Annotated in this window: 27 protein-coding genes, 1 other RNA gene and 2 pseudogenes; 15 read left to right on the forward strand and 15 right to left on the reverse strand. The window is 68.6% G+C overall.

The genetic code is table 11. The features are described from left to right. Positions 1 to 49 precede the first annotated feature (49 nt). The 7 genes and pseudogenes from V0Z78_RS13855 (at position 50) to V0Z78_RS13885 (ending at position 4,456) form a co-directional block, all read left to right on the forward strand. Positions 50 to 1,360 (forward strand): chymotrypsin family serine protease, encoded by a 1,311-nt coding sequence (locus tag V0Z78_RS13855; protein ID WP_336345265.1) that lies wholly within the window; start codon positions 50 to 52, stop codon positions 1,358 to 1,360. Between the two features lie 11 nt (positions 1,361 to 1,371). Continuing rightward, positions 1,372 to 1,554 carry a hypothetical protein gene (locus V0Z78_RS13860; RefSeq protein ID WP_336345266.1) on the forward strand — a complete coding sequence of 61 codons (183 nt, stop codon included), beginning with the start codon at positions 1,372 to 1,374 and terminating at the stop codon, positions 1,552 to 1,554. 218 nt (positions 1,555 to 1,772) lie between these two features. Then, positions 1,773 to 2,165, forward strand: coding sequence for a 30S ribosomal protein S6e (locus V0Z78_RS13865; protein ID WP_336345267.1), 393 nt, complete (start codon positions 1,773 to 1,775; stop codon positions 2,163 to 2,165). A gap of 8 nt (positions 2,166 to 2,173) precedes the next feature. Next, positions 2,174 to 2,599, forward strand: a complete 426-nt coding sequence (locus V0Z78_RS13870; RefSeq protein WP_336345268.1) for a DUF7112 family protein — start codon at positions 2,174 to 2,176, stop codon at positions 2,597 to 2,599. Beyond that, on the forward strand, positions 2,596 to 3,021 hold the full coding sequence (locus V0Z78_RS13875) for a DUF5807 family protein (protein WP_336345269.1): 426 nt from the start codon (positions 2,596 to 2,598) through the stop codon (positions 3,019 to 3,021). The genes V0Z78_RS13870 and V0Z78_RS13875 overlap by 4 nt, the downstream gene beginning before the upstream one ends. Positions 3,022 to 3,088: 67 nt before the next feature. Continuing rightward, complete coding sequence (locus V0Z78_RS13880) at positions 3,089 to 3,781, forward strand: hypothetical protein (protein ID WP_336345270.1); 693 nt, start codon at positions 3,089 to 3,091, stop codon at positions 3,779 to 3,781. Between the two features lie 63 nt (positions 3,782 to 3,844). Continuing rightward, positions 3,845 to 4,456: pseudogene (locus tag V0Z78_RS13885) on the forward strand (arsinothricin resistance N-acetyltransferase ArsN1 family B). Here the strand turns inward: V0Z78_RS13885 and V0Z78_RS13890 are convergent. Then, positions 4,439 to 5,587, reverse strand: a complete 1,149-nt coding sequence (locus V0Z78_RS13890) for a DHH family phosphoesterase (RefSeq protein WP_336345271.1) — start codon at positions 5,585 to 5,587, stop codon at positions 4,439 to 4,441. The pseudogene V0Z78_RS13885 and the gene V0Z78_RS13890 overlap by 18 nt on opposite strands. 41 nt (positions 5,588 to 5,628) lie before the next feature. Further along, positions 5,629 to 6,063: a universal stress protein gene (locus V0Z78_RS13895; RefSeq protein WP_336345272.1), complete on the reverse strand. Its 435-nt coding sequence runs from the start codon at positions 6,061 to 6,063 to the stop codon at positions 5,629 to 5,631. Positions 6,064 to 6,146: 83 nt separating this feature from the next. Here V0Z78_RS13895 and V0Z78_RS13900 point away from each other — a divergent pair, with 83 nt between their 5' ends. Next, entirely contained in the window at positions 6,147 to 6,602 is a 456-nt protein-coding gene (locus V0Z78_RS13900; RefSeq protein WP_336345273.1) for a universal stress protein, read from the forward strand. Between the two features lie 15 nt (positions 6,603 to 6,617). Here V0Z78_RS13900 and V0Z78_RS13905 read toward each other — a convergent pair whose 3' ends face one another. Next, a complete protein-coding gene (locus V0Z78_RS13905; RefSeq protein WP_336345274.1) occupies positions 6,618 to 7,142 on the reverse strand; it encodes a GNAT family N-acetyltransferase in 525 nt (174 codons plus the stop codon). A gap of 1 nt (position 7,143) precedes the next feature. Continuing rightward, positions 7,144 to 7,512 (reverse strand): universal stress protein, encoded by a 369-nt coding sequence (locus V0Z78_RS13910; protein ID WP_336345275.1) that lies wholly within the window; start codon positions 7,510 to 7,512, stop codon positions 7,144 to 7,146. A gap of 80 nt (positions 7,513 to 7,592) precedes the next feature. Here V0Z78_RS13910 and V0Z78_RS13915 point away from each other — a divergent pair, with 80 nt between their 5' ends. Then, the gene (locus V0Z78_RS13915) at positions 7,593 to 8,399 is read left to right on the forward strand and encodes a DUF5806 family protein (RefSeq protein ID WP_336345276.1); all 807 of its coding nucleotides are present in this window, start codon (positions 7,593 to 7,595) and stop codon (positions 8,397 to 8,399) included. Between the two features lie 13 nt (positions 8,400 to 8,412). On the opposite strand, the gene V0Z78_RS13920 is transcribed toward V0Z78_RS13915, so the two are convergent. The 5 genes from V0Z78_RS13920 to V0Z78_RS13940 form a co-directional block, all read right to left on the reverse strand. Then, positions 8,413 to 9,246 (reverse strand): cupredoxin domain-containing protein, encoded by an 834-nt coding sequence (locus tag V0Z78_RS13920; RefSeq protein WP_336345277.1) that lies wholly within the window; start codon positions 9,244 to 9,246, stop codon positions 8,413 to 8,415. Positions 9,247 to 9,733: 487 nt separating this feature from the next. Continuing rightward, entirely contained in the window at positions 9,734 to 9,901 is a 168-nt protein-coding gene (locus tag V0Z78_RS13925) for a hypothetical protein (protein ID WP_336345278.1), read from the reverse strand. Positions 9,902 to 9,988: 87 nt separating this feature from the next. Continuing rightward, on the reverse strand, positions 9,989 to 10,462 hold the full coding sequence (locus V0Z78_RS13930) for a DUF7529 family protein (RefSeq protein ID WP_336345279.1): 474 nt from the start codon (positions 10,460 to 10,462) through the stop codon (positions 9,989 to 9,991). 37 nt (positions 10,463 to 10,499) lie between these two features. Continuing rightward, positions 10,500 to 11,783 (reverse strand): dihydroorotase, encoded by a 1,284-nt coding sequence (locus V0Z78_RS13935; RefSeq protein ID WP_336345280.1) that lies wholly within the window; start codon positions 11,781 to 11,783, stop codon positions 10,500 to 10,502. Between the two features lie 25 nt (positions 11,784 to 11,808). Then, positions 11,809 to 12,513 (reverse strand): lipoate--protein ligase family protein, encoded by a 705-nt coding sequence (locus tag V0Z78_RS13940; protein WP_336345281.1) that lies wholly within the window; start codon positions 12,511 to 12,513, stop codon positions 11,809 to 11,811. A 96-nt stretch (positions 12,514 to 12,609) separates the two neighbouring features. On the opposite strand from V0Z78_RS13940, the gene V0Z78_RS13945 reads away from it, so the two are divergent. Together V0Z78_RS13945 and V0Z78_RS13950 are read left to right on the forward strand one after the other, a co-directional pair. Further along, positions 12,610 to 13,503 carry a hypothetical protein gene (locus tag V0Z78_RS13945; RefSeq protein WP_336345282.1) on the forward strand — a complete coding sequence of 298 codons (894 nt, stop codon included), beginning with the start codon at positions 12,610 to 12,612 and terminating at the stop codon, positions 13,501 to 13,503. Between the two features lie 84 nt (positions 13,504 to 13,587). Then, entirely contained in the window at positions 13,588 to 14,043 is a 456-nt protein-coding gene (locus tag V0Z78_RS13950) for a PaaI family thioesterase (protein ID WP_336345283.1), read from the forward strand. Positions 14,044 to 14,103: 60 nt separating this feature from the next. Here the strand turns inward: V0Z78_RS13950 and V0Z78_RS13955 are convergent, their stop codons facing one another. From V0Z78_RS13955 to V0Z78_RS13975, 4 genes and pseudogenes are all read right to left on the reverse strand, one after another. Continuing rightward, positions 14,104 to 14,427 (reverse strand): rhodanese-like domain-containing protein, encoded by a 324-nt coding sequence (locus V0Z78_RS13955; protein ID WP_336345284.1) that lies wholly within the window; start codon positions 14,425 to 14,427, stop codon positions 14,104 to 14,106. 114 nt (positions 14,428 to 14,541) lie between these two features. Then, positions 14,542 to 14,967, reverse strand: a complete 426-nt coding sequence (locus V0Z78_RS13960) for a desampylase (protein ID WP_336345285.1) — start codon at positions 14,965 to 14,967, stop codon at positions 14,542 to 14,544. A gap of 37 nt (positions 14,968 to 15,004) precedes the next feature. Then, positions 15,005 to 15,491 (reverse strand): annotated as a pseudogene (locus V0Z78_RS19080) (DUF4385 family protein). Next, positions 15,488 to 15,727: a hypothetical protein gene (locus tag V0Z78_RS13975; RefSeq protein ID WP_336345286.1), complete on the reverse strand. Its 240-nt coding sequence runs from the start codon at positions 15,725 to 15,727 to the stop codon at positions 15,488 to 15,490. The pseudogene V0Z78_RS19080 and the gene V0Z78_RS13975 overlap by 4 nt, the downstream one beginning before the upstream one ends. 59 nt (positions 15,728 to 15,786) lie before the next feature. On the opposite strand from V0Z78_RS13975, the gene V0Z78_RS13980 reads away from it, so the two are divergent. After that, positions 15,787 to 16,539, forward strand: a complete 753-nt coding sequence (locus V0Z78_RS13980; RefSeq protein WP_336345287.1) for a 2-keto-4-pentenoate hydratase — start codon at positions 15,787 to 15,789, stop codon at positions 16,537 to 16,539. Here the strand turns inward: V0Z78_RS13980 and V0Z78_RS13985 are convergent. Beyond that, positions 16,536 to 17,108 carry a cysteine hydrolase family protein gene (locus tag V0Z78_RS13985; RefSeq protein WP_336345288.1) on the reverse strand — a complete coding sequence of 191 codons (573 nt, stop codon included), beginning with the start codon at positions 17,106 to 17,108 and terminating at the stop codon, positions 16,536 to 16,538. The two genes, V0Z78_RS13980 and V0Z78_RS13985, sit on opposite strands and share 4 nt — an antisense overlap. 70 nt (positions 17,109 to 17,178) lie before the next feature. Here V0Z78_RS13985 and V0Z78_RS13990 point away from each other — a divergent pair, with 70 nt between their 5' ends. After that, entirely contained in the window at positions 17,179 to 18,735 is a 1,557-nt protein-coding gene (locus V0Z78_RS13990) for an Hvo_1808 family surface protein (protein ID WP_336345289.1), read from the forward strand. Positions 18,736 to 18,773: 38 nt separating this feature from the next. Continuing rightward, positions 18,774 to 19,940, forward strand: coding sequence for a nicotinate phosphoribosyltransferase (locus V0Z78_RS13995; protein ID WP_336345290.1), 1,167 nt, complete (start codon positions 18,774 to 18,776; stop codon positions 19,938 to 19,940). Positions 19,941 to 19,944: 4 nt separating this feature from the next. On the opposite strand, the gene V0Z78_RS14000 is transcribed toward V0Z78_RS13995, so the two are convergent. Next, the gene (locus V0Z78_RS14000) at positions 19,945 to 20,550 is read right to left on the reverse strand and encodes a TIGR00296 family protein (protein ID WP_336345291.1); all 606 of its coding nucleotides are present in this window, start codon (positions 20,548 to 20,550) and stop codon (positions 19,945 to 19,947) included. 103 nt (positions 20,551 to 20,653) lie between these two features. On the opposite strand from V0Z78_RS14000, the gene rnpB reads away from it, so the two are divergent. Further along, positions 20,654 to 20,998, forward strand: an RNA gene (rnpB, locus tag V0Z78_RS14005) — RNase P RNA component. Positions 20,999 to 21,002 lie beyond the last annotated feature (4 nt).

The following is a 21,002-nucleotide window of genomic DNA, read 5'->3' on the forward strand; positions in this document are numbered from 1 at the left end:
CTCAACCCGCTACGATCGTGGGTCTGAGCCGAGAAGAAGTGACGCAACGATGAACGACACAGTAGGCATTCAGGACGTCCCCGCGGACGTCCGACGAGAACTAGAAGAGCACGCCAACGTCGTCGGTGAGGGGATCGGCCTCGAACGGACTGAGGCGGAGGGATTGACGGACCGCGTAGCCGTCGTCGTCCTCGTCGAGGAGAAGGTGGAGGCGTCCGAACTGGACGAGGACGACCTCCTTCCCGAGACGATCGAGATCGACGGCGAGGAGCTACCGGTCGACGTACAGGAGGTCGGCGTGGTCACCGCCCAGGAGGCCGTCGAGGTGGCTCCTTCGGAGGCCGACCCCCTCGCCGTCCACGACGTCGTTCCCCTGGAGATGGACGAGGACGCCGACGTTCAGACCGCGGTCGAAGGGTTCGGCCGGGTCAAGAAGATGCGCCCCGCCCCCGGCGGCGTCTCGATCGGTCACCCGGCCGTGACCGCGGGGACGCTCGGGAGTTCGCCGCTCCGAACGAGACACGGTAAGACGGTGTTTCTCACCAACAACCACGTCGCCGCAGCCAGCGGCGATGCGAAGGTCGGCGACCCGGTCCTCCAGCCCGGGCGGTTCGACGGCGGCGCGGACCCGGCGGATCGGATCGGTACGCTCCTCGAGTTCAGTACGATCACCTTCGGCAGCAACGGTCGGAACGTCTCCGACAGCGCGCTCGTCGAGATCGCTCCCGATCACGTACAGACGGACCTCTTCGAGCTCCAGGAGGACATCCGGGGCTGGGAGGGGGCGGTAGTCGGCCAGTTCTACACCAAGACCGGCCGGACGACCGGCGTGACCCGGGGCAGGTGTACTGCCCGTAACGTCAACATCGGGGTGAACTTCGGCAGCAAGGGCATCGCGAACTTCGTCGGTCTCGACATGTTCGAGCGGATGTCCGCGGGCGGCGACAGCGGGAGCGTCATCGGGATCGAACGACCCGAGGGGTTCTACGGAACCAGCCTCCTGTTCGCGGGCAGCACCCAGGCCACGTTCGCCATCCCCATGAGCACCGTCCAGCAGGTGCACGGTCGGCTGGTGCCCATGACCTCGCACGACCTCGTGGAGGCGGAGGACCTCCGGATCGCCGGCCACATCGCGAGCGGATCGCTCGCGGCCAGCGAGACCAAGTACCAGTGGTTCGGCCCGTGGGACCCCAAGTACGAGGTCGACTTCACGGTCCATCCCACCTCGAACGGCGGCTACATTCGGGGCTCGGTCGACTCGCTCTACCGGAACCAGGCCGGAACGTACTACCTGGTGAAGATGGAGAACCGACAGAACGTGGCCGCGAACTACGACGTCCGGTACGTCGTCCGGCGGTGATCGGAGGGCCCATGCAGCTCACCATCACCATCGACGGAGACGAGATATCGACCACCGCGTTCGGCACGGACGAGGTTCAGGAGGCCATCGACGTGGCCGAGCCCGCTCCCGAACGGTTCCGTGGCTTCGACGCGGAGGACGAGGTCGTCCGGGACGCGCTACCCGCGCCCGCCCGATTCCAGCCGTCTCCGTAGCGCGAAAGAGGTCCCTTCAGCCGGGGGTCCTACGTGCCAGTGACTGGCACTCCGGCGTCAGGCGGGGCTCGTAGCCGAGGCCGGCGGTCCGCAGGAGATCCGAAGACGTCGCCCGGCTGCGGCGGGAGCTCTCCCGGGACGTTCGTAACGACGACGTCCGCAACGTACCGGAACGCCGCTTCAACACGCTTTTTACCCGCGGTCGACTCCTACCGACCATGGCTGACTTCCAGGTCGTCGTCTCGGATCCCGAGACCGGCACGACCTACCAGCGTGACGTCGACGGACAGGACGCGAACCGATTCCTCGGCATCGACCTCGGCGAGGAGGTCGACGGCGACGCGGTCGGACTCCCGGGCTATACCCTCGAACTCACCGGCGGCTCCGACGACGCGGGCCGACCGCTGCGATCGGACGTCTCGGGGCCCGCCCTCAAGCAGATCCTGCTGACGGGCGGCACCGGCTACAAACCCCAGCGCGACGGGGAGCGAAAGCGCGTTACCGTCCGTGGTCGCGAGATCAGCGAGGAGGTCGCACAGATCAACGCGAAGATCAGCGCCCACGGCGAGGAGAGCGTCGAGGAGCTCTTCGGCGGCGACGAAGACGAGTAACCCTTCTAATGGACCGGATCGCGAGCGACAACCCCGCGATCGAGACGCGACGGGCGACCGTCGCACGCCACGGCGGCACGCGGAAACGCGTCGAGATCCCCGGCAACGATCCGACCGGCGAGGTCGTCCGGCTCGTCCTCGACGGGACGATGTACCACGCCCGGATCGAGGGCGGGTTCGCCGACGCCGATCCCCACGTCGCCGGCGCGTACGAGACGCCCGAGATGGCTCGCTCCGGCGACGGCGCCGAACATCTCCAGGCGTGGCTCGACGCGGCGAACCGCTCGCCCGGTAGCACCGTCCTGCTCGACGTGATCGAGCCCGAGTTCGCCTACGGACTCCGAGAGCCCGGTGAGGAGGTCGTCTACGACGCGATCGAGAAGCCGCGCGACAGCCTGGCCTCGATCGCCCGCGACCTGGAGGAGATCGGATGAGCGAGAGCAAGCGCGAGGAGTTCCTGGCGGGCGAGCGGCCCGACGACGTGGCGATCTACCTGGCCGAGGGCGTCGTCGACGATCCCGACGCGCTCTCGGCGTACGGCGAGCGACTCGACGATGGCGTGCTGCTGGTCGTCCCCGGTGAGAGCGGGCGAAACGCCTTCTCGACGGCCACCGGGAAGGACGCGATGGCGTTCGCGAAGGAGGCGATGGGCGAGGAGGGCGAGATCGACGCCGACCTCACCGGCGGGCGCTGTCCCGCCTGTGGCGACGAGGAGATCCGTATCGTCTTCGCGTTCGCCGAGGAGCCGAACGAGGAGGTCGGCGGGATCTACGCCGAGGGTACGGTGATCCACGCCTACGCCCAGTGTGCCTGTGGCACCGCCTTCTCACAGCGCTGGGTCGCCGGCGAGCGTTGATCCCGGTGTTCGGCCCGAACCGCTCGCGGCCGCAGGCCTGATACGAGTCCGGGAAGTAGTTCCGTCAATGGCTTCCTACGAGACCACGGAGACGACCCGCGGCTTCCTCCTCTCGGGACGCGAGTGGAAGGTCGTCGGCCTCGCCACGGGACTGATGTCGCTCAACGTGCTCCTGATCTACGTTCTCGTCGCGACGCCGCTGGCGGTCGTCAACGAGTACCTCTTCTCGGCGCCGATCCTGGGCGTGCTCGTCTACGGGGCGGCGCTGATGGCCGGCGAGTGGGTCGCGGAACGCGGCATCGAGGACGGCAACTCGGCGCTCGCGTTCGGCGGGATGGCGCTCCTCCAGCTCGCGTTCGGCACGTTCGGCGCGGGCGTGCTGTCCTTCCTCTCGCGGGGGCTTCACGTCCCGGCGATCGCCATCACGGCCGTCGTGACCGGGGTACTGACGCTCGTCATCGCGACGTACGTCTACGCCCGCTCGAAGGACTTCGATGACTGGGGTACGTACGCGACCGTCTCGTTCGTCGGCGGTCTGATCGCCATCGCGATCGGCACGTTCGTTCTTCCCGTACTGCTCCTGGTCGGGTTCGTCCTGGTCTTCCTCGGGTTCCTGTTTCGCCTGGGCTGGGAGATCTGGCGCGTGCGCGAGCGCCGTGCTCCCGTCGCGCTCCAGGCGATCGGCGTCTACATCGCCGTGATGGGCGTGTTCGTCCACGTCCTACAGATCGTCGTTCGGATGCTCGCCCGCCGCGAGTGAACCCGGCGGGCCCACCACTGCTGGGCCCGCTACGTTTTTGACCACACGGTCGGAGGGAGCGGCATGACGGCACGCATCCGGCTTGCGTTCGAGGAGGACGCCGCAGCGATCCGTCGAATCTACGTCCCGATCGTCGAGGAGACGACGATCTCCTTCGAGACCTGCTCGCCTACCGAGTCGGAGATCACGGATCGGATCGCCTCGACGCTCGAGCGATACCCGTGGCTCGTCTGCGAGACGGGCGGGGAGGGGAACGGACGAGAGGTCGTCGGCTACGCTTACGCCGGCACACACAGGAGCAGGGACGCCTACCGGTGGTCGGTCGACGTCTCGGTCTACGTCGATCCCGACCATCGTCATCGGGGGATCGCCCGTGGCCTCTACACCTCGTTGTTCGCGCTGCTCCGTTGACAGGGGTTCTTCAACGCCTACGCGGGGATCGCGCTGCCGAACCCCGCCAGCGTGACGCTCCACGAGTCGATGGGGTTCGAGCCGGTGGGCACCTACCGAAAGGTGGGCTACAAACGCGGCGAGTGGCACGACGTGCGCTGGTATCAACGACGGATCGGGGAGCACTCGAAGGAACCCGAACCCCCGATCGGGCTGCCGGACGTGCGCGACTCTCCCGAGTGGGATCGCGCGCTCGCGAGCGGCGAATCAGTCCTCGGCTTCTGAGTCCGGCGCCGAGTCCGTCTCCTCCGGCTCCCTCGACTTGGCCTCCTCGTCCGCTCCCTCCGTCTCCTCCGGTGCGAGCGTTCGGAACGCGTCGAGGATCACCTGTTTGGTCACCGCGCCGCGGGTCGTCCAGTGGTGGGCGTAGTCGAGCATGTCGTCGTAGACGTCGGGCTTGCAGCCTGCGGCCTTCGGGTGGCCGCCGCCGCCGACCTGGCTCGCGACCTCGTGACACCGCTCGAACGCGTCGCTGCCCCGGATCGACGCGCTGCCGGCGGGCTTGACGATCACCGAGGCGTCGGCGCCCCGCTCGCGCATCGCCTCGGCGACCTCGTTCTGCGAGCACCGCCCGTAGGTGACGCCGACCGTCCAGGGGCCGATTTCGCGGGTCTCACCGCGTTCGACGGCCAGATCGATCAGCGCCTCCTTCTCGACGCGGCGCTCGGCGAGGTAGTCGAGGACCTCCTCGGGGAGGTCGGGGCCGTGTTCGATCACGACCTCGACGTACTCCTCGGGCTCCGACCAGTAGGAGAAGTCGGCGAGGTCGTCGCTCCGGGGGTCCTCCCGGATCCAGAGGTCGTGGTCCCGGGTGACGGCGGCGAGCTCGACCAGGTGGCGGGGTATCTCCTCCTCGAGCGCCCGGACCGCGACGTCGGCGGTACACTCCTCGTCGCTGTCGCCGACGACGAGCTCCGCGCCCGCCTCGCGGACCGCCGCAGCGACGTCGTCGTCCCACTGGTGGTGGTCGAACCACCTGACGGAGTCGGCGACGTAGACGGCCGCCTCCAGCTCCTCGTCGACGTACTCGTAGCGGTCGGGACAGAGGTCGCAGACGAACAGCTGCAGGTTCGGCTCGCCGTACTCCGCGACGCGGGCGAGCGAGTCCTCGATCTCGTGGGGGCTCGTCGGCAGCAACACGACCTCGCCGTAGAGTTCGCGGAGGATCGCGACGCAGGCCAGACCGTCGGCGTCGGGGTCGGCGATCACCGCCACGGAGGCTCCCGCGAGCGCCTCCTCGGCCTCGGCGTCCGCGGCGGCCTCCTCGAACTCGTCGGGGTAGAAGAAGCCCTGACCCGGCAGCACGGATCGCCGGGACAGCGACAGCGTCTCGTCGTCGATGAGGGTCTCGTCCATGTCCGTGACTCGGTGCCGATACTGAAAGCGTCCGCGATCCGCTACCGGCCGTCCTCGTCGAGCTGTCGCACCGTCAACACCGGGACGGGGCAGGTGCGCACGACGCCCTCGGCGACGCTGCCTAGAAGCAGGCGGTTCTCGCCGTGGCGGCCCCGCGTCCCGGTGGCCACGAGGTCGGCGTCGTGTTCGCGTGCGTAGGTGTCGATCTCCGTGATGGGGCGTCCCTCGCGGACGGCGGTGAGCACCTCGCGATCGGTCCGCCCCTCGAGGGTGTCGAGCGCGCGTTCGCCCTCGGCCTCGAGGGCGTCCCTGAGATCGTCCTTGAGTGCGTCGGGCGAGGCGTCGACCTCACCCGAGTCGACGACGTACAGCGCGTGGACGGTCGCGTCGAAGCGCTCGGCCAGATCGAGCGCGACGCCGATCGCTCGGGAGACGCTCTCGGAGCCGTCGGTGGCGACGACGACGGTGTCGAACATGGAGGCGATACCGCGGCGGACGGAATAAACTCCCCGGTGGGTGAGCGGGTGGGTTTTTGGGGAGCGACGACCCAGAGATGAGCATGACAGACGCGACCCCGTCGATCGAGACCGTCCTCGTGCCCGTCGACGGCAGCGAGGAATCGATCACGGCCGTCGAGTACGCCACCGCGATCGCCGAGAAGTACGACGCGAGCCTCCACGTCCTCTACGTGCTGGGCGAGGAGGTCGTTCGCGGGATCGAGACCGACACGATCGACCGCGAGGCCGTCGCCGACGAGGCGGCCGCCTTCGTTGACGTGACTGCGGAGATCGCCGACGAGGCGGGCGTTCCGGTCACGAGCTCCACCGCCTACGGCTTCTCGACCACGCAGAAGACCCGCCACCCCGGAAGCGCCATCCTCGACTGTGCGGAGGACGTAGACGCCGACTTCATCGTCGTCCCGCGCGAGCCCTCGCCCGACGAACCCGGCGAGATCCTCGAGCGAGCGGCCGAGTACGTCCTGCTGTACGCGAGCCAGCCGGTCCTCTCGACCTGACGACGGTCGACCGGATCAGTTCAGCCGCAGCGTCATCTCGAGCTCGAAGTTCTCGACCGAGCACCGCTCGAACCCCACCGACTCGTAGACGTGCACCCCGGCGTGGTTCCACCGCTCGACGGTGAGCCACACCTTCTCGACGCCCTCACGCTCGCCGTGGCCGAGCAGTCCGCGAATGAGCTTCGTGCCGATGCCCGCGCCCTGGTAGTCCTGATGGACGAAGATCGCCAGCTCCACGGCGTCGTTGTCGTCGGGGACGAGCGTCGCGTGACCCACGACGCGCTCGCCCTCGAGCGCCACGACGTCCTGGCCCTCATTGAGGATCGTATCGAGCCAGCTTCGGATCCGCGACTCGCGAGCCGGCGGGAGCCCTTGTGCACGGTCCGCGGGGTCGAAGGTGTCGTACATCTCGACGAGCGCGTCGAAGTGTTCGTCCTCGTAGACCCGAACTTCGATATCGCGGTCCTCTGCGTCGGTGAAGGTGATCGGTGGTGTCTCGTACGGTCCCGCGACCTCGTCGGGGTAGTCGTACTCCGGCATTTTAGCGAACCAGCGTGACGGTGGTCTCGGCGTTCAACACGACGAACTCCGCGATCGAGCCGACGCGGATCTTCCCCATCGGGCTGCGCTCGCCCCCGCCCAGAACGATCTGATCGTACTCGCCGCTGTCGGCGATCTGGACGAGCATCGCGCCGGGATCACCCTCGACGTGTCGGATCTCCGGATCGAGGTCGTACTCCGAGAGCCGTTCGATCACCTTCTCCTCGATCTCCTCGGGGGTCAGCTCCGTGTCGGGGTTCTCGAGGATGGCGACCGTCAGCGAGTCGCCCGCGCTCGTCGCGCGCTCGGCGGTCCGGCTGAGCGCGTGCCAGGAGTCGTCGGTGCCGCCGATGCCCAGGAGCAGCTTCATGGCGCGCGCTTCGGGATCTCTTCGCAAAAGCCTACCGGGACGGGCGATACGCTTTTCCTCGCGGCTCCGAAAGCCACTCCATGCCCGAGCCCTCCGGCCCCAACGCGGACGAACGCCCGCCCTCGGACGGCGAACGGACTGACCTGAACGACGCCGGAATCGACGAGTCCCCGCAGACCTCGGAGGACGAAAACTCGGCGGATCCTCGCGACTCTTCCGAACCGTCGGACGACCGGGAGACTCCCGACGACGGTGACGACTCCACTGGGTCGTCAGCCCGTCAGGCCGTGCCTGACGCCGGTGACGGATCGAGCGATCCGTCGGCCCGTCAGGACGTTCCTGACGACGTTCGAAGCTACGCTCGATTCACGAAGATGGACGGGGCGGCCTACGACCGGGTCAACGGCTTCCTCCGCGATCGGACCTACGTCACCGCCCGCGAGTGGGCGATCGCACGGCTGTGTGCCGACTTCCGCACCGAGACCGGCGTCGAGATGACGAAGATCGGCGAAAACCTCCCCGAACTCGTCCCCTTCATGACCGACACGTACAGCCCGCAGGCGGTCAACCAGGCGCGCGCCTCCTTCGAGGAGAAGGTCACGAAGTCCGGCGCGACGTTTCTCTACGGTGCCATGTCGGGGTTCTTCACCGCCGAGGAACTCGACGAGCTGATGTACGAGGCCACCGAGGTCGCGAAGTTCCTCCTGGAGATCGAGGGTGCCGACCTCACCGTCGAGGAGGAACTCGACGTCGAGGACCGCATCTCCGAGGTGATGCGCGACGTCCGTCGCTCGAGCGAGCGGCTGCGCGCCGAGGAAACCGGCCACGGCCACGAGAACTGCCCGCACTGCGGTGGCGACCTGACCGAAACGGACGCCGACGACTGAGTTTCCGGCCGACCTACTCCTCTTCTTCGAACAGCGTCGTCGGATCGAGCGGTTCCTCGATCGTCAGGTCGTCCCAGCCGACGCTCCCCTGTTCAAGGATGTTCTCGACGCTCATCTCGGGGGCGCCGAACACCGTCTGGACCGCGAGCGGCAGACTCTCGTCCGGTTCCGGTTCCTCGAAGTCGTCCTCGCCGACGACCAACCGCATGACCATTCCGAGGAAGAGATGTGGGAGGCAGAACAGGTCGTAAACGCCCGGTACGTCGAACTTGTACAACCAGTGCTCCTCGGCCATGTACGGCGGTGACGTGAATGGCGGGGCGTCGTCCGGAATCCGCTGGGGAACCTCGAAATACGCCGGCTCGGAGAACCGCGGGGTCATCGCGGTCACCGTATGAAGGCTCTCCTCCGGCGGGGAGACGTTGTAGAAATCGACGACGTCCCCGGTGTCGATGCTCAGTCCGACCGGATCGAAGAGGTACTCCGGGAAGTCCTCCTGGGGGTGTTCGTGGTCGCCGTGTGCGACCCCCGGCTGGATGTCCGTCTCCTCCGAGGGTGCCTCTTGGAAGAGGACGTTGCGCGGTTCGATGTCCAGCTCGACGACGTGATCCGGCTGGGTCGGCCACTCGCCCTCGTCGTCGCCGGCCAGTGCCGTATAGCCCGAGAGGCGGTCGATACACGGCGGACACCAGCAGTCGCCCCTCTCGCCGTTTCCGCCCGAGCCGTGTTCGCTGGCCGCGCCGACGCTCGCGAACGTCGACAATGCCGATCCGGCACCGACCGCCTTCAGTACGGTTCGACGACGACGGTCGAACGATCCCTCGTTGTGCTTGTCTTGCTCTGACATGCGATTCGCGGCTCGACGAGTCTTTTATTAACTATTATGTAGATAAAGCCATCAGCGAAACCGGATCGTTCTTTCCTCCTGGTCGGTCTACCCGCCATTCCGGGGTCGAATCTGGGGTTCTCCCGCCACCGAAACGTCTCGGACCTTCGACCGGACCCGATCGAGCGTGGCGGCCTAACGGGTCGTTATCGACCGCGGACGGACTTCGGCGTCGGCAGTAGGAGAGGCACGGATGCCGCCGAGTGGCCCCGTTCGGTCGTGTGGCACTCGAACGGCGGTTTCGTAGCAGGAGGACTCGCGAGAAGCAGGACCGCCGCCCGCGCTGCGAGGAGGACCTCGGGACGTCCGCTCGCCTCCGATCGGTTCTACGGAGAACGAATCGGGACGGCCACACGTCCTGACTCCACGGCTCCGTCGGTTCCTCGAATCGCCGTCGGTGGGTGGTGCTCCACTACCCTCCGGACTCCCGAATCCGGTAACGGATCGGTCACTGGGCGGACGAGGAGAACGATCGATCCGCGACCGGGGCGGAGCGCGAGTGTTGATAGCAGCTCAGTCCTGCGAGCGGCACGATCGCCTCACACGGCGATCCGTCCTTGCAGCTGCGCCCGCAGACGAACTTTCCCTCCGCGTTCGTCGGCGTCTCCCTCGACATGATCCGTCTCCTCCCTCTTCACATTAGACACGATTATTAATGAACGTTACGACGTGGGCGGCGACGGTCGTTCAGTGCCGGCATTCTTCACTGCTCAGGCCGGAAGATCGAGGGGTCGTCGTGCGAGAAGACGACCGTCTCGCCGTCCAGTTTTCTCAGGTAGGTCCGAAACGAACCCTCCTCGGTCGCGCGTTCGAACGTCTCCTCGGTCTCCTCACGGTCGTAGTACGCCGGGAAGACCACCGCCGTCTCGTCCTCCGGATCGCGCATGACGACCACCAGGAGGACGACGTCGCCCTCCTCGCGGGCGTAGACCTCCGAACTCGGGAACGAGAGCCCCCGTTCCTCGACCAGCGCCGCGAGCGGTTCGTACTCGTTGCCGGGGATCAACACGTCGAGTCCGCAGCGATCGTGCTCGTGGACGGCCGTGACGCTTCCGGGGTGGACGACGAGCGTCTCCCAGCCGTCCTCCTCGAACTCCTCGGCGATGGCCTCGGCCTCCCCCGTGAGCGTCTCCCAGTATGCGCTCGCGACCTGTGCCGCCCGATCCGGCCCTCTCATTGCTCGAAGGCGACGCGCGAGCGCCAAAAGCGGTTCGCTACTCCCGGACGTTCCGGCCGGTGGGGTCGCCGAACGCGCCGCTGTCCTCGTCGTTCTCGTAGACCCGCTTTCCACGGACCATCGTCCACTCAGGAAAGATCCCTTCGCGGCCCTCGAAGGGCGTCCATCCCGCCTTCGAGTGTAGCTCCTCGCCGCGGATCTCCCGCGGGGAGTCGAGGTCGTAGAGCGCGAGGTCGGCGTCCATCCCCTCGGCGATCCGGCCCTTTCGCGGCAGGTCGAAGACTCGTGCGGGGTTCGTCGCGACCAGGTCGCGAACGCGCTCGCGGGTGAACTCGCCGCGCTCGGCGGCCGCGAGCAACAGCGGCACCATCGTCTCGACGCCGGGGACGCCGCTGGGGGCGTCCCAGATCCCCGCGTCCTTCTCCTCGCGGGTGTGGGGCGCGTGGTCGGTAGCGACGACGTCCACGGTGCCGTCGCGGACCCGTTCGAACACTCCTTCCCTCCGATTCTCGCTTCTGAGCGGGGGGTTCATCCGGCCGAACGTCCCCAGTTCGTCGAGGTCCTCGCGCGAGAGAAACAGGTGGTGCGGGGTGACCTCGCAGGTCGCGCCCGCCCCCTTCGCGGCGTCGATCCCCTCTGGCGTGCTGGTGTGGGCGACGTGGAGAGCGGCGTCGCTTCGCTCCGCGACCTCGCAGGCGCGTTCGACCGCCGCCGCCTCGGCCTCTGCGGTCCGGTAGGCGCTCCAGGCGTCCGGATCGTCCTCGCCGCGTTCGCGAACCGCCTCCGAGAAGCGGGTCGCGTCCTCGGCGTGGACGGTCACGACGCACTCGCCCGCGGCCCGCTCGACCGCCTCCTCGAACAGCTCGGCATCGATCCCCATCTCGCCCGTCGAGTCGGCGAGAAAGACCTCCCCGAGCGCGAACAGCGGGCGCGAGAACAGTTCGTCGGGCTTCCAGTCGGGCGTGACCCCGCCGTTGATCCCGTAGTCGACGTACGACCTCTCGGCCAGGGCGGCCTTCTCGTCGAAGCTCGCTCCGTCGACCGTCGGCGGATCGGTGTTGGGCTGGTCGATAACGGCCGTGACGCCACCCGCCGCGGCCGAGAGCGAGCCGGTCTCCCAGGTCTCCTTGTGGGGGAAGCCGGGTTCGCGGAAGTGGACGTGGACGTCGATCGCGCCCGGCAACAGCAGCTTTCCCTCGGCGTCGATCCCGACGTCGTCCGCGTCGTCAGAGAGCCCCGGTCCGACGGCGGCGATCCGCTCGCCCTCGACCCGCACGTCGACCGACCGACCGTCCGCGAGCGTCGCGTTCCGGATGAACATTGCCCCCTCTCTCGCTTCCGGTGACCTACGGCTTTCGGTCGACACGGTCGACTTGGTCGACCCGTTCGATCCGCACCTCCCGGTCGCCGATCAGCCACGACTCGATCTCGCGAGCCACCGTGTGGGAGTCTGCCTCCCCGCCCGCGCGTTCGACGCTGCCGACCGACCCGGGATCGAACGGCGAGTCGAGCGCCGCGTAGACCGGTTCGAGGACGGCCGCGATCTCCTCGTGGCCGTCGACGACGACGATCCCCGAGACGAGCGCGCTATCCGAGCGGACGCGCTGGGCGATCCCCACCAGCTTTCCCCGACAGGAGAGCGAGTGACGGCCGGGACAGAAGCTGTCCGGGGGCTCGCCGCGCTCGACGGGCGCGCCGACCTCCCGGAGTGCGCGCTGGACGCGGTCGCTCGCGCGCTCGTAGCGCTCGTTCATCCCCGTCCGGGGGTCCTCGATCGGGAGCGCGAGCGCGAACGCGAGCGTCGAGCCCGTGTAGGCGACCGCCCGTCCACCGACGCTCCGTTCGAGCGGGGTGAAGCCTCGTTCGCGGGCGGCCTCGCGGGCCGCCTCGTAGCCCGGTTCGTTGCTCTCGCGCCGGCCGAAGACGATCTGGCGGTTGGGCGTCCACACGCGCAGGGCGGGCTCGCGGCGCTCGCCCGCCGTCTCGAGCATCTCCGCGGTGACCTGCCGGTCCGACGCTCGCGTTTCGGCCCGACCGCGCAGGACGCGCATGCGTCGCCGTTGGGGGCCGAGGAGGATATACTGTCGGCCGCGACCGTTCCTGGCATAGGGCGACGGTATAAGCGCGACCCGCCCCTACGGTCGGCGATGACCGTCGTCCTTCCCGACGAGGTACTCGCGCGCTATCCGCGGTTCTCGCTCTACAACTCGCCCTACCCAGCCCACGATCGGGGCCGTGCGATCGACCTCTATCCCGCCGAGGGAGCGCCGAGCCCCGTCGCCGGCGAGGTACGCGAGACGCGGACGGTTCGCGCGCCACCGAAACCCTACGCGCCGGAGCACGACCACCTGATCCTGATCGACGTCGACGAGTCACGTGCGTCGGTCCGTCGGAGCGCCTCGTCCGGCGACGACGGTGACCGGATCGCCCGCGTGCTCCACGTCGATCCCGCCGTCTCGGCGGGCGACCGCGTCGAGGTCGGCGACCCGCTCGGCTCGACGATCCGCGCGGGTTTCTTCGCGCCCTGGGTCGACGATCACCTCCACCTCGGGTTCCGATCGCACGACGCGAACCCGTACCGGGCGTCGGGTTCGGTCCCGATCGAGGTCGAGTCGACGGTCGAGCCACTCGCGTGGGACGGGACCGGCGAGGTCCGTGCGGTCGGCGAGACGTTCGTCGTGCTCGACGCGCCCGCTCACCCCGAACCCGGGAGGCGGTTCGCCGCGATCGGCGACGACTCCGGAGAAACGGCGCTCGACGGCGGACTCACGCACTACGACGGTGGCGGGGCGCTCGCCGGCGCGTCGGGCCCGGTCGAACTGCTCGGCGAACGGATCGGGGTCGCCGACGGGCGCGACCTGGCGTGGGATCCGGTTCGGGTGCTCGCGAACGACGAGCCGATCACCGGCATCTCGCTGTCCGTCGGACGGACGACGGCGGGAACGAAGCTCGTCCACCCCGATCACGACTTTTCGATCGGCGACCTGATCGAGGTGCGAATCGAGCGCCGTCCGAGTTCCGGCGACCGGACGTCCCGGTAGTCGGTGGTACCGGACACGACGACGCCCTGCCCGTCCGACCCGGCGACTCGCCAGCTACAAACGGGCGGACGAACGACGACGGGTATGACGGACCTCTCGGTCGACGGCTCGTTCCTCCAGTCGTACATCGACGAACACCACGACTTCCTCTCCTGGCTCGGCACCGACGTCGACGCCCTCGAGAAGGGCCGGATCGTCCTCTCGCTCCCGTACGACGAGAAGCTCACCAACGCCCGGCCCGGCGGGAGCGAGGACCGCCCGGAGATCAACGGCGGGGTCGCCGCGACGCTGATCGACACCGCCGGCGGACTCGCGCTGCGGACGACCCTCGACGACCCCCTCGAGGGCGGGGTGGCGACGATCAACCTCAACGTGAACTATCTCGAGCGCGCGACGGGCGACCTCACGGCGACCGGGGAGGTGATCCGTGCCGGGAACAGCGTCGGCGTCGGCGAGGTCGTCGTCGAGGGCGAGACCGACGGCGAGTCCCGACGAGTGGCTACCGGTCACGGGTCGTATCGACTGTTCAGAAGCGAGTGACGGTCCGAACGTGAAGCGAAGGTGGTCGCCGATCCGAGGGGACCCCGGATCCGCCCTGCTCTACTCGTTCTCCTCGAGTTCGTACTCCCAGGCCTCGTAGCCGCCGGCCATGCTCGTCACCGCCCCCGCGTCCTCGACGGCCTCGTAGCTGCCGATCAGCTTCGCGGCCTGAACCGAGCTCTTGCCGATCGGGCAGGCGACGACCACGTCGCCGTCCCAGTCGTGTCGATCGATCTCCGTCGGCAGCCGGTTCATCGGGATGTTGACCGCGCCGGGTATGTGTCCCCGTTCGTACTCGCTCTCCGGCCGGATGTCGACGATCCGGACGTCGTCGCCGTCGTCGATCCGCTGCTTTACCTCCTCGGGGGAGATCTCCTCGACCATGTGGGATCGATCGGGGACGAAGCGCCGTTAGGCTGTCGCTCCCCCGATCGCGATGGGCGGCGGTCGGCGGCTCTCGACCGGTCGGGTCGGCCCGCCGGAGTTCGAGATCGGCCGCTACCGTCGGTCACCCACGACGCGAACGATCTCCCCTTCGAACCGCTCGTTCTCGCCGTTCCAGCGCCACGCGCCGACGAACGGCTCGCCGTCGAGCGCGACGATCACGTACGAGAACCCCGGCCACGTCGCCCGATCGGCGTCGGTCTCGCTCGGCTCGGTCGGGCCGGCGGGATGCGAGTGGTAGAACCCGACGACGTCTCGGCCCGCCTCCTCGATCCCGTCGATCAGCTCGAGCTGCTGCTCGGGGTCGATGTGGTAGCGCGTCTCCGGGGTCTCGGCGACGTTTCGCGCGCGGTGGACCGTCTCGACGTGCGAGCGCTCCTCGCCGTGTTCGCCGCCGAGGACGCCGCAGACCTCCTCGGACGTCCCCTCGCGGGCGTGTTCGACGATCGCGTCGTAGCTCGCCCGGTCGAACTCTATCATGCCGCGAACTCGCCCTCCGGCGCCAAGGCGTCTCCGGTCATCCCTCGCGGTGGGCCTCCTTCGCCTCCTCGTAGGCCCCGTCCCCACGGACCTGCTCGAGGTACGTCTCGAAGCGAAGCGCCGCCTCGCGTTTCTCGGGATCCGCCCACTCCTCGGGCTCGCGCTCCTCGCCGTCCTCGTACTTCCGTCCGCCGGGATACCTCGCGTAGCGCATCGCCAGCGTGCCCGCTGGCACGCTTCTGGGCTGGCGGCGGCAGCCGCCCGGCCCGCGTGTAGCCCATCTGGAGGTACTTGCGGGCCATGTCCATCCCCGGGAAGTCGTCGGCCTCCCTGTACTCCTCGTAGCGCTCGTGGATCGCCGCCGCGGACTCCTCGGCCTCCTCGGGCGTCTTGAACGTCCACAGCGGGAGCAGTTCGTCCTTGTACGGCTGGACCTTGAAGACGCCCTCCTCGCCGCGGCCGATCTCGTACTCCTCCGGTCGTTCGCGGAAATCGATATCGTATTCGGGGCTATCGCCGCTCATTCGTGTCTCCGTAGTTCCGCGAGCGAACTCGGTGAGCGAGCGGTCGGGCCGAGCGACCGGAGGGAGCGAGGCCCGTTTTCGTGCAGGTTTTGCCAGCGAGTGAACGAAGTGAACGAGCGCGGCAAAAGGTGCTTGAGGACGCCCTCCTCGCCGCGGCCGATCTCGTACTCCTCCGGGTTCTCGCGGAAGTCGATATCGTACTCGGGACCGTCGTCCTCGGCGTCGGGATCGCTCACGGTCTCCAGTCGGGCGGGACGACACTACCCTTTTGCGCCGGTCGATCGTACGCGCTTACGTGACCCTCTCTGACGACGCGATCGGGTCGCTCGCCGATCGCGTCCACGGAGCCTTCCGCGACGCCCGAGCGACGACGCCGCCCTCGGCGAGCCACGAGCTCACGATCGAGGACGCCTACCGGGTCCAGCGGGCGGCCGTCGAGCGTCGCGGGGAGCCGCTCGCGGGCTACAAGCTCGGCTTCACGAACGAGCGCGTTCAGAACCAGGTCGGCGTCGACCGACCCGCCCACGGCCGCCTCACGGCCGACACGGTCTCCGACGAGACGTCCGTCGGTGTCGACGACTTCGTCTCGCCGCGGGTGGAGCCGGAGATCGCGTTCGTCCTCGAGTCGATCGAACCGCCGGCCGAGGTCCACGACGTGCTGGCCGCGACGCGGGCGGTCCTGCCGGCGATCGAGGTCGTCGACAGCCGGACCGGGAGCTGGTCGCCGACGCCCGTGGACGCGATCGCCGACAACGCGCTGGCCGCGGGGGTGCGCCTCGGGTCGACGGCGAACGCGATCGCGGGAACCGACCTCTCGATGGAGGCCGTCCAGCTCCGGAGGAACGGCGAGCTCGTGGAGACGGGCGTCGGCGCGAACGTCCTCGAACGCCCCGTTCGGACGGTCCGCTGGCTCGCGAACCGTCGCCCCCTCGAGGAGGGTGCGCTCGTGCTCACCGGGTCGCTGACGCCGACGGTCGAGCTGGCTGCGGGCGACGTCGTCGAGGCTCGCTTCTCGACGCTCGGGAGCGTCTCGATTCGCGCCGACTAGTCGAACTCGATCTCCGCTCTGGTCGTGGCCTCACCGAACAGCCACGCCGAGTGCTCGACCGCGTACTCGAGGTGGCCCTCCTCGAGGTAGCCCAGCGCGTCCTCGACCACCACGGGTCGGAAGTCTCGGAGCCCCGCGCTGCCCGCCGTGTGGAAGACACAGACGTTCGCGAGCGTGCCACAGAACAACAGGTCGTCGATTCCGTGGGCGCGAAGCCACCCCTCGAGTTCGGTGCGGTAGAACGCGTCGTAGGTGTGTTTCTCGACGACGTGGTCGTCCTCCTCGGGTTCGAGCTCCTCGACGATCCCCGCCTCCCAAGAGCCTTCGACGACGTGCTCGCCCCAGCGCTCGAACTCGTCGTAGTAGTGGGCGTCCTCGAACTGCTCGGGCGGGTGGACGTCCCGCGTGTAGACGAGCTGCACGTCGGCCTCGCGGGCGTGTTCGATCACGTCCCGTACCGAGTCGATCGCCTCCTCGCTCGCGGGGGCGTGGAGGCTCCCCTCCGGATGACAGAAGCCGTTCTGCATGTCGACGACGACGACCGCCGTCCGGTCGGAATCGAATCGCATGTCCGGAGGTAGGGCCTCGTGTGTCATAACCTACCGGATGGCTTTTACCGGTCGCGACCTCCGTTGGGGTATGCGTCGTCCTGCGGTGGTCTCGGCCGTTCTGTTCGTCGCCGTCACGGCCGCCGCGCTCGGGTTCGTCGGACCGATCGCGTTCGGCGACCCCGTCGAGGCCCAGCAGGGAGACGAGGAGGCCGACTGGCGCGAGTACGACGCCGACGACGAGTTCGAGATCGACGAGGCCGACGGGTTGAACGACGAGGAACTCGAGGCGGTCGTCTCGCGGGCGATGGTCCGTGTCGAGGAAATCAGGGGAATCGAGTTCGAGGAGCGCCCGCCGGTCACCGTGATCACGCGCAGCGAGTTCCAGGAGGAGTACGCCGGCTTCGGCGCCGAACCCACCGAGGAGGCCGCGGCCTTCGAGAACGCGAAGTACCGAGCGCTGTTCCTGGCGGGCGAGGACGTGAACGCGGCGGAGGCCAGAGCGGAGAACCAGGGCACCTCCGTCATGGGCTTCTACGAGCCCTCTACGGGCGAGATCGTCCTCGTCGCCGAGGGGGACCAGCCTCGGATGAACGAGACGATCCTCGCCCACGAGCTCTATCACGCCTACCAGGACGAACGCTGGGGGCTCGCGAACTACGACGCCGCGACCCAGGACGGCCGAAACGCCGAACTCGGGCTGATCGAGGGCGACGCGGTCTACGTCGAGACGCTCTACGACCGGCGGTGCGGCGAGGAGTGGGAGTGTCTGAGCCCGCCCGGTGACGGAACCGAACCCGGCGAGGCCGACCGGCCCGACCGGCCGGCGAACGTCGGCATCCTCCTGCTCGACTTCCAGCCCTACGACGACGGGCCGGTGTTCGTCGAGTCGATCCACGAGAACGAGGGATGGAAGGGGGTCGATGCCCTCTACGACGTCCCGCCCGAGACCGCAGAACAGGTGATCTCCTCGGGGGCCTACCCCGACGACGACCCCCGCGAGGTCGGGCTCGACGACGACCACGGTGAGGCGTGGGAGCGGATCGAACCCGACGGGCGGCCCGATCACGACCGGCTGGGGATGGCCGCGATCACCACCATGTTCGTCCATCCGCTCTACGAGGGAGACGGGGAGCCGGTCGTCGCCGCCGACGACTGGTTTACCACCGATCCCGACGAGGAATCGCCGCCCTACGGCGCGCTGAACTACGAGTCGGAGTACGCCACGGGCTGGGAGGGCGACCGATTCCACGCCTACCAGCACGAGGACGGCGCCACGGGCTACGTCTGGCGGATCGCCTGGGAGTCGCCCGAGGACGCCGAACGGTTCCTCGAGGGCTTCGACGCCCTGATCGCGTACTGGGGCGGCGAACGCACGGCGAGCGACACCTACGCGATCGAGGAGGGCGGCTACCGGGGCGCCTACCACGTCGCGAGCGAGGACGACGTCGTGACCGTCACCCACGCACCCACCGTCGACGCCCTCCCCGAGGTGTACGCGGACGCCGAACCCGATTCCGGCGATCCCGTCCCCGAGGAAACGGACGGCGAGGGCGAGGAGGGGCCGACGGACGAGCTACCCGGGTTCGGGATCGCGGTCGCGGTCGTCGCGCTGCTCGCGGCGACGTACCTCGTCGCTCGTCGCTAACCGCGTGGTTTTTTCGCACGCCCGGGCGAACGGGGCACATGGACGGAGACGCCGAGGACGAAGACGAAAACCCGTTCGACACGCTCTCGCCGGGGGCGATTCTCGACGGCACGGCGACGGACGCCTACTTCGATCGCACCGAGGCGACGCTCGAACACGCCGGCCGCAACCCCGACGTGACGGTCGAGGTGACGGCCGACCAGTTCCCCACCGGCGAGTTCGAGGTGTTCGCGGGCGTCGAGGACGTCGCGAACCTGCTCTCCGGTCTCGCCGTTGACGTTCGTGCGATCGAGGAGGGACGGCTGTTCGACGGCGGGCCGGTGATGCGGATCGAGGGGCCGTATCTGGAGTTCGCCCGCTACGAGACGTCGATCCTCGGCTTCCTCTCGCAGGCGAGCGCGTTCGCCACCGCCGCGCTCGAGGTCCGCCGGGCCGCCCCCGACTCGCAGGTGCTCAGCTTCGGAGCGCGCCACCTCCACCCGATGCTCGCGCCGATCGTCGAGCGGACGGCGCTCGTAGCGGGCCTCGACGGCTTCTCCCACGTCGCCGCCGGCGAGGTGATCGGTCGAGAGGCCGGCGGAACGATGCCCCACGCGCTGATCATCTGCTACGGCCGGGGAAACCAGGAGGAGGCCTGGCGGGCCTTCGACGAGGCTGTCGCCGCCGACGTGCCGCGGGTCGCGCTCTGTGACACCTTCTCCGACGAGGTCGACGAGACGTTGCGTGCGGCCGAGACGCTCGGCGACGACCTCGACAGCGTGCGGATCGACACCACCTCCTCGCGACGCGGGGACTTCCGCCAGATCCTCCGGGAGGTGCGCTGGGCGCTCGACGAGCGGGGCCACGAGGACGTCGGGATCTTCGCGAGCGGTGGGCTCGGTCCCGACGACCTGCGCGAGCTTCGCGACGTCTGTGAGGGATTCGGGGTCGGCAGCGCGATCACCAGTGCCGATCCGATCGACTTCGCGCTCGACATCGTCGCCATCGAGGGCGAGCCGATCGCCAAACGCGGGAAGCTCGCGGGCGTGAAGGAGGTCTACCGGACGCCAGACGGCGGTCACCACGTCGGGCTGGCGAAGCGGGAGCCGCCCGAGAAGGGAGAGGCGCTGTTGAAGCCGTTGATCGAGGACGGCGAGATCGTCAGGGAGTTCGACATCGATGCGTCGAGAGAACGGACACGGGCGGACGCCGAGGACGTCCGCTGAGTCGTTATCCGAGGTGTTCGATCGAGCCCTTGGGCTCGCGCTCGCGGAACACCTCGCCGTCGAACAGCACGACCATGACGTCGTCGTCTTGCCAGGCGTTCGGCGGTAGGCCGGCCTTCCGGCAGGTTCGATCGAGGTACTCGTGGGCGCTCCAGCCGTTCTCGACGGGGATCGTCGGGTAGAGCCAGCCGCTCTCGTCGCCGGCATCGACGGCCACGCCGTGTCTGCCGAGTTCGAGGTCCGAGAGCGGGTCGTCGGTGAGGACCAGGCTGCGGACGATACAGGTCGAGACGCCGACGGTGTCGAGTTCGGCCGCACGTACCTCCGAGCCACAGGAGTCGTCGCTCGCGGCGCTGATGGCGGCGTCGACGATCGCGTGTCCCAACTGGTCGTTGGTCTGGTAGGCGCCGGCACAGCCCCGCAGGCTCCCCCGGCCACGGGTGGACTCGATGCGTACCAGCGCTCCCGTTCGCTGGTAGAACGCATCGCGCATGCTCCCGGGCTGTTCTCGTTGACCGTGCAGAACGTACGACTCGATCGACTCGCGAGCCAGTTCGACGGCCCGAACGCCGTCCTCATAACTAAGGCTCACGCTTTGCGCCTCGGACATACACCGTACGTGGAGAGTGTGCGACTTCAACGCTTCCCTTTGGCTCGGTCCGTCAGACGCTTCGGGCGAACGGCTTATGCGGCGAAGGCGAGTAGACTGGACCGGCAGAGGGAGTCCGGCCACCGCGGCGTGTCCCACCGGGCACGCACGCGAGGAAAGTCCCCCCACCGTTCGGGCGGGCGACCGGGCGCAAGCCCGGAGCGGGAGACCGCTGGCTCTGGAACAGAGACGAGACCGCTTCGCTCGATCGATGAGGCGTGCGAACCCGACCGAGAGGAAGGGGAGCTAACCCGCCGAGAGCGAGAGCGGAGAACGGATGGAACGGCCACCCTCGCCGGTGCAAGTCCGCGCCGCGCGATGCGAGAGCATCGCCCAGGTAGCCCGAACGGAGGCGCGGACGCTCAGCCGAATGCCGGACCGAACAGAAGGGGGCTTACTCCCCTCAGCCGTTT

It is taken from the genome of Halalkalicoccus sp. CG83, from assembly GCF_037081715.1.
Lineage (GTDB): Archaea > Halobacteriota > Halobacteria > Halobacteriales > Halalkalicoccaceae > Halalkalicoccus > Halalkalicoccus ordinarius.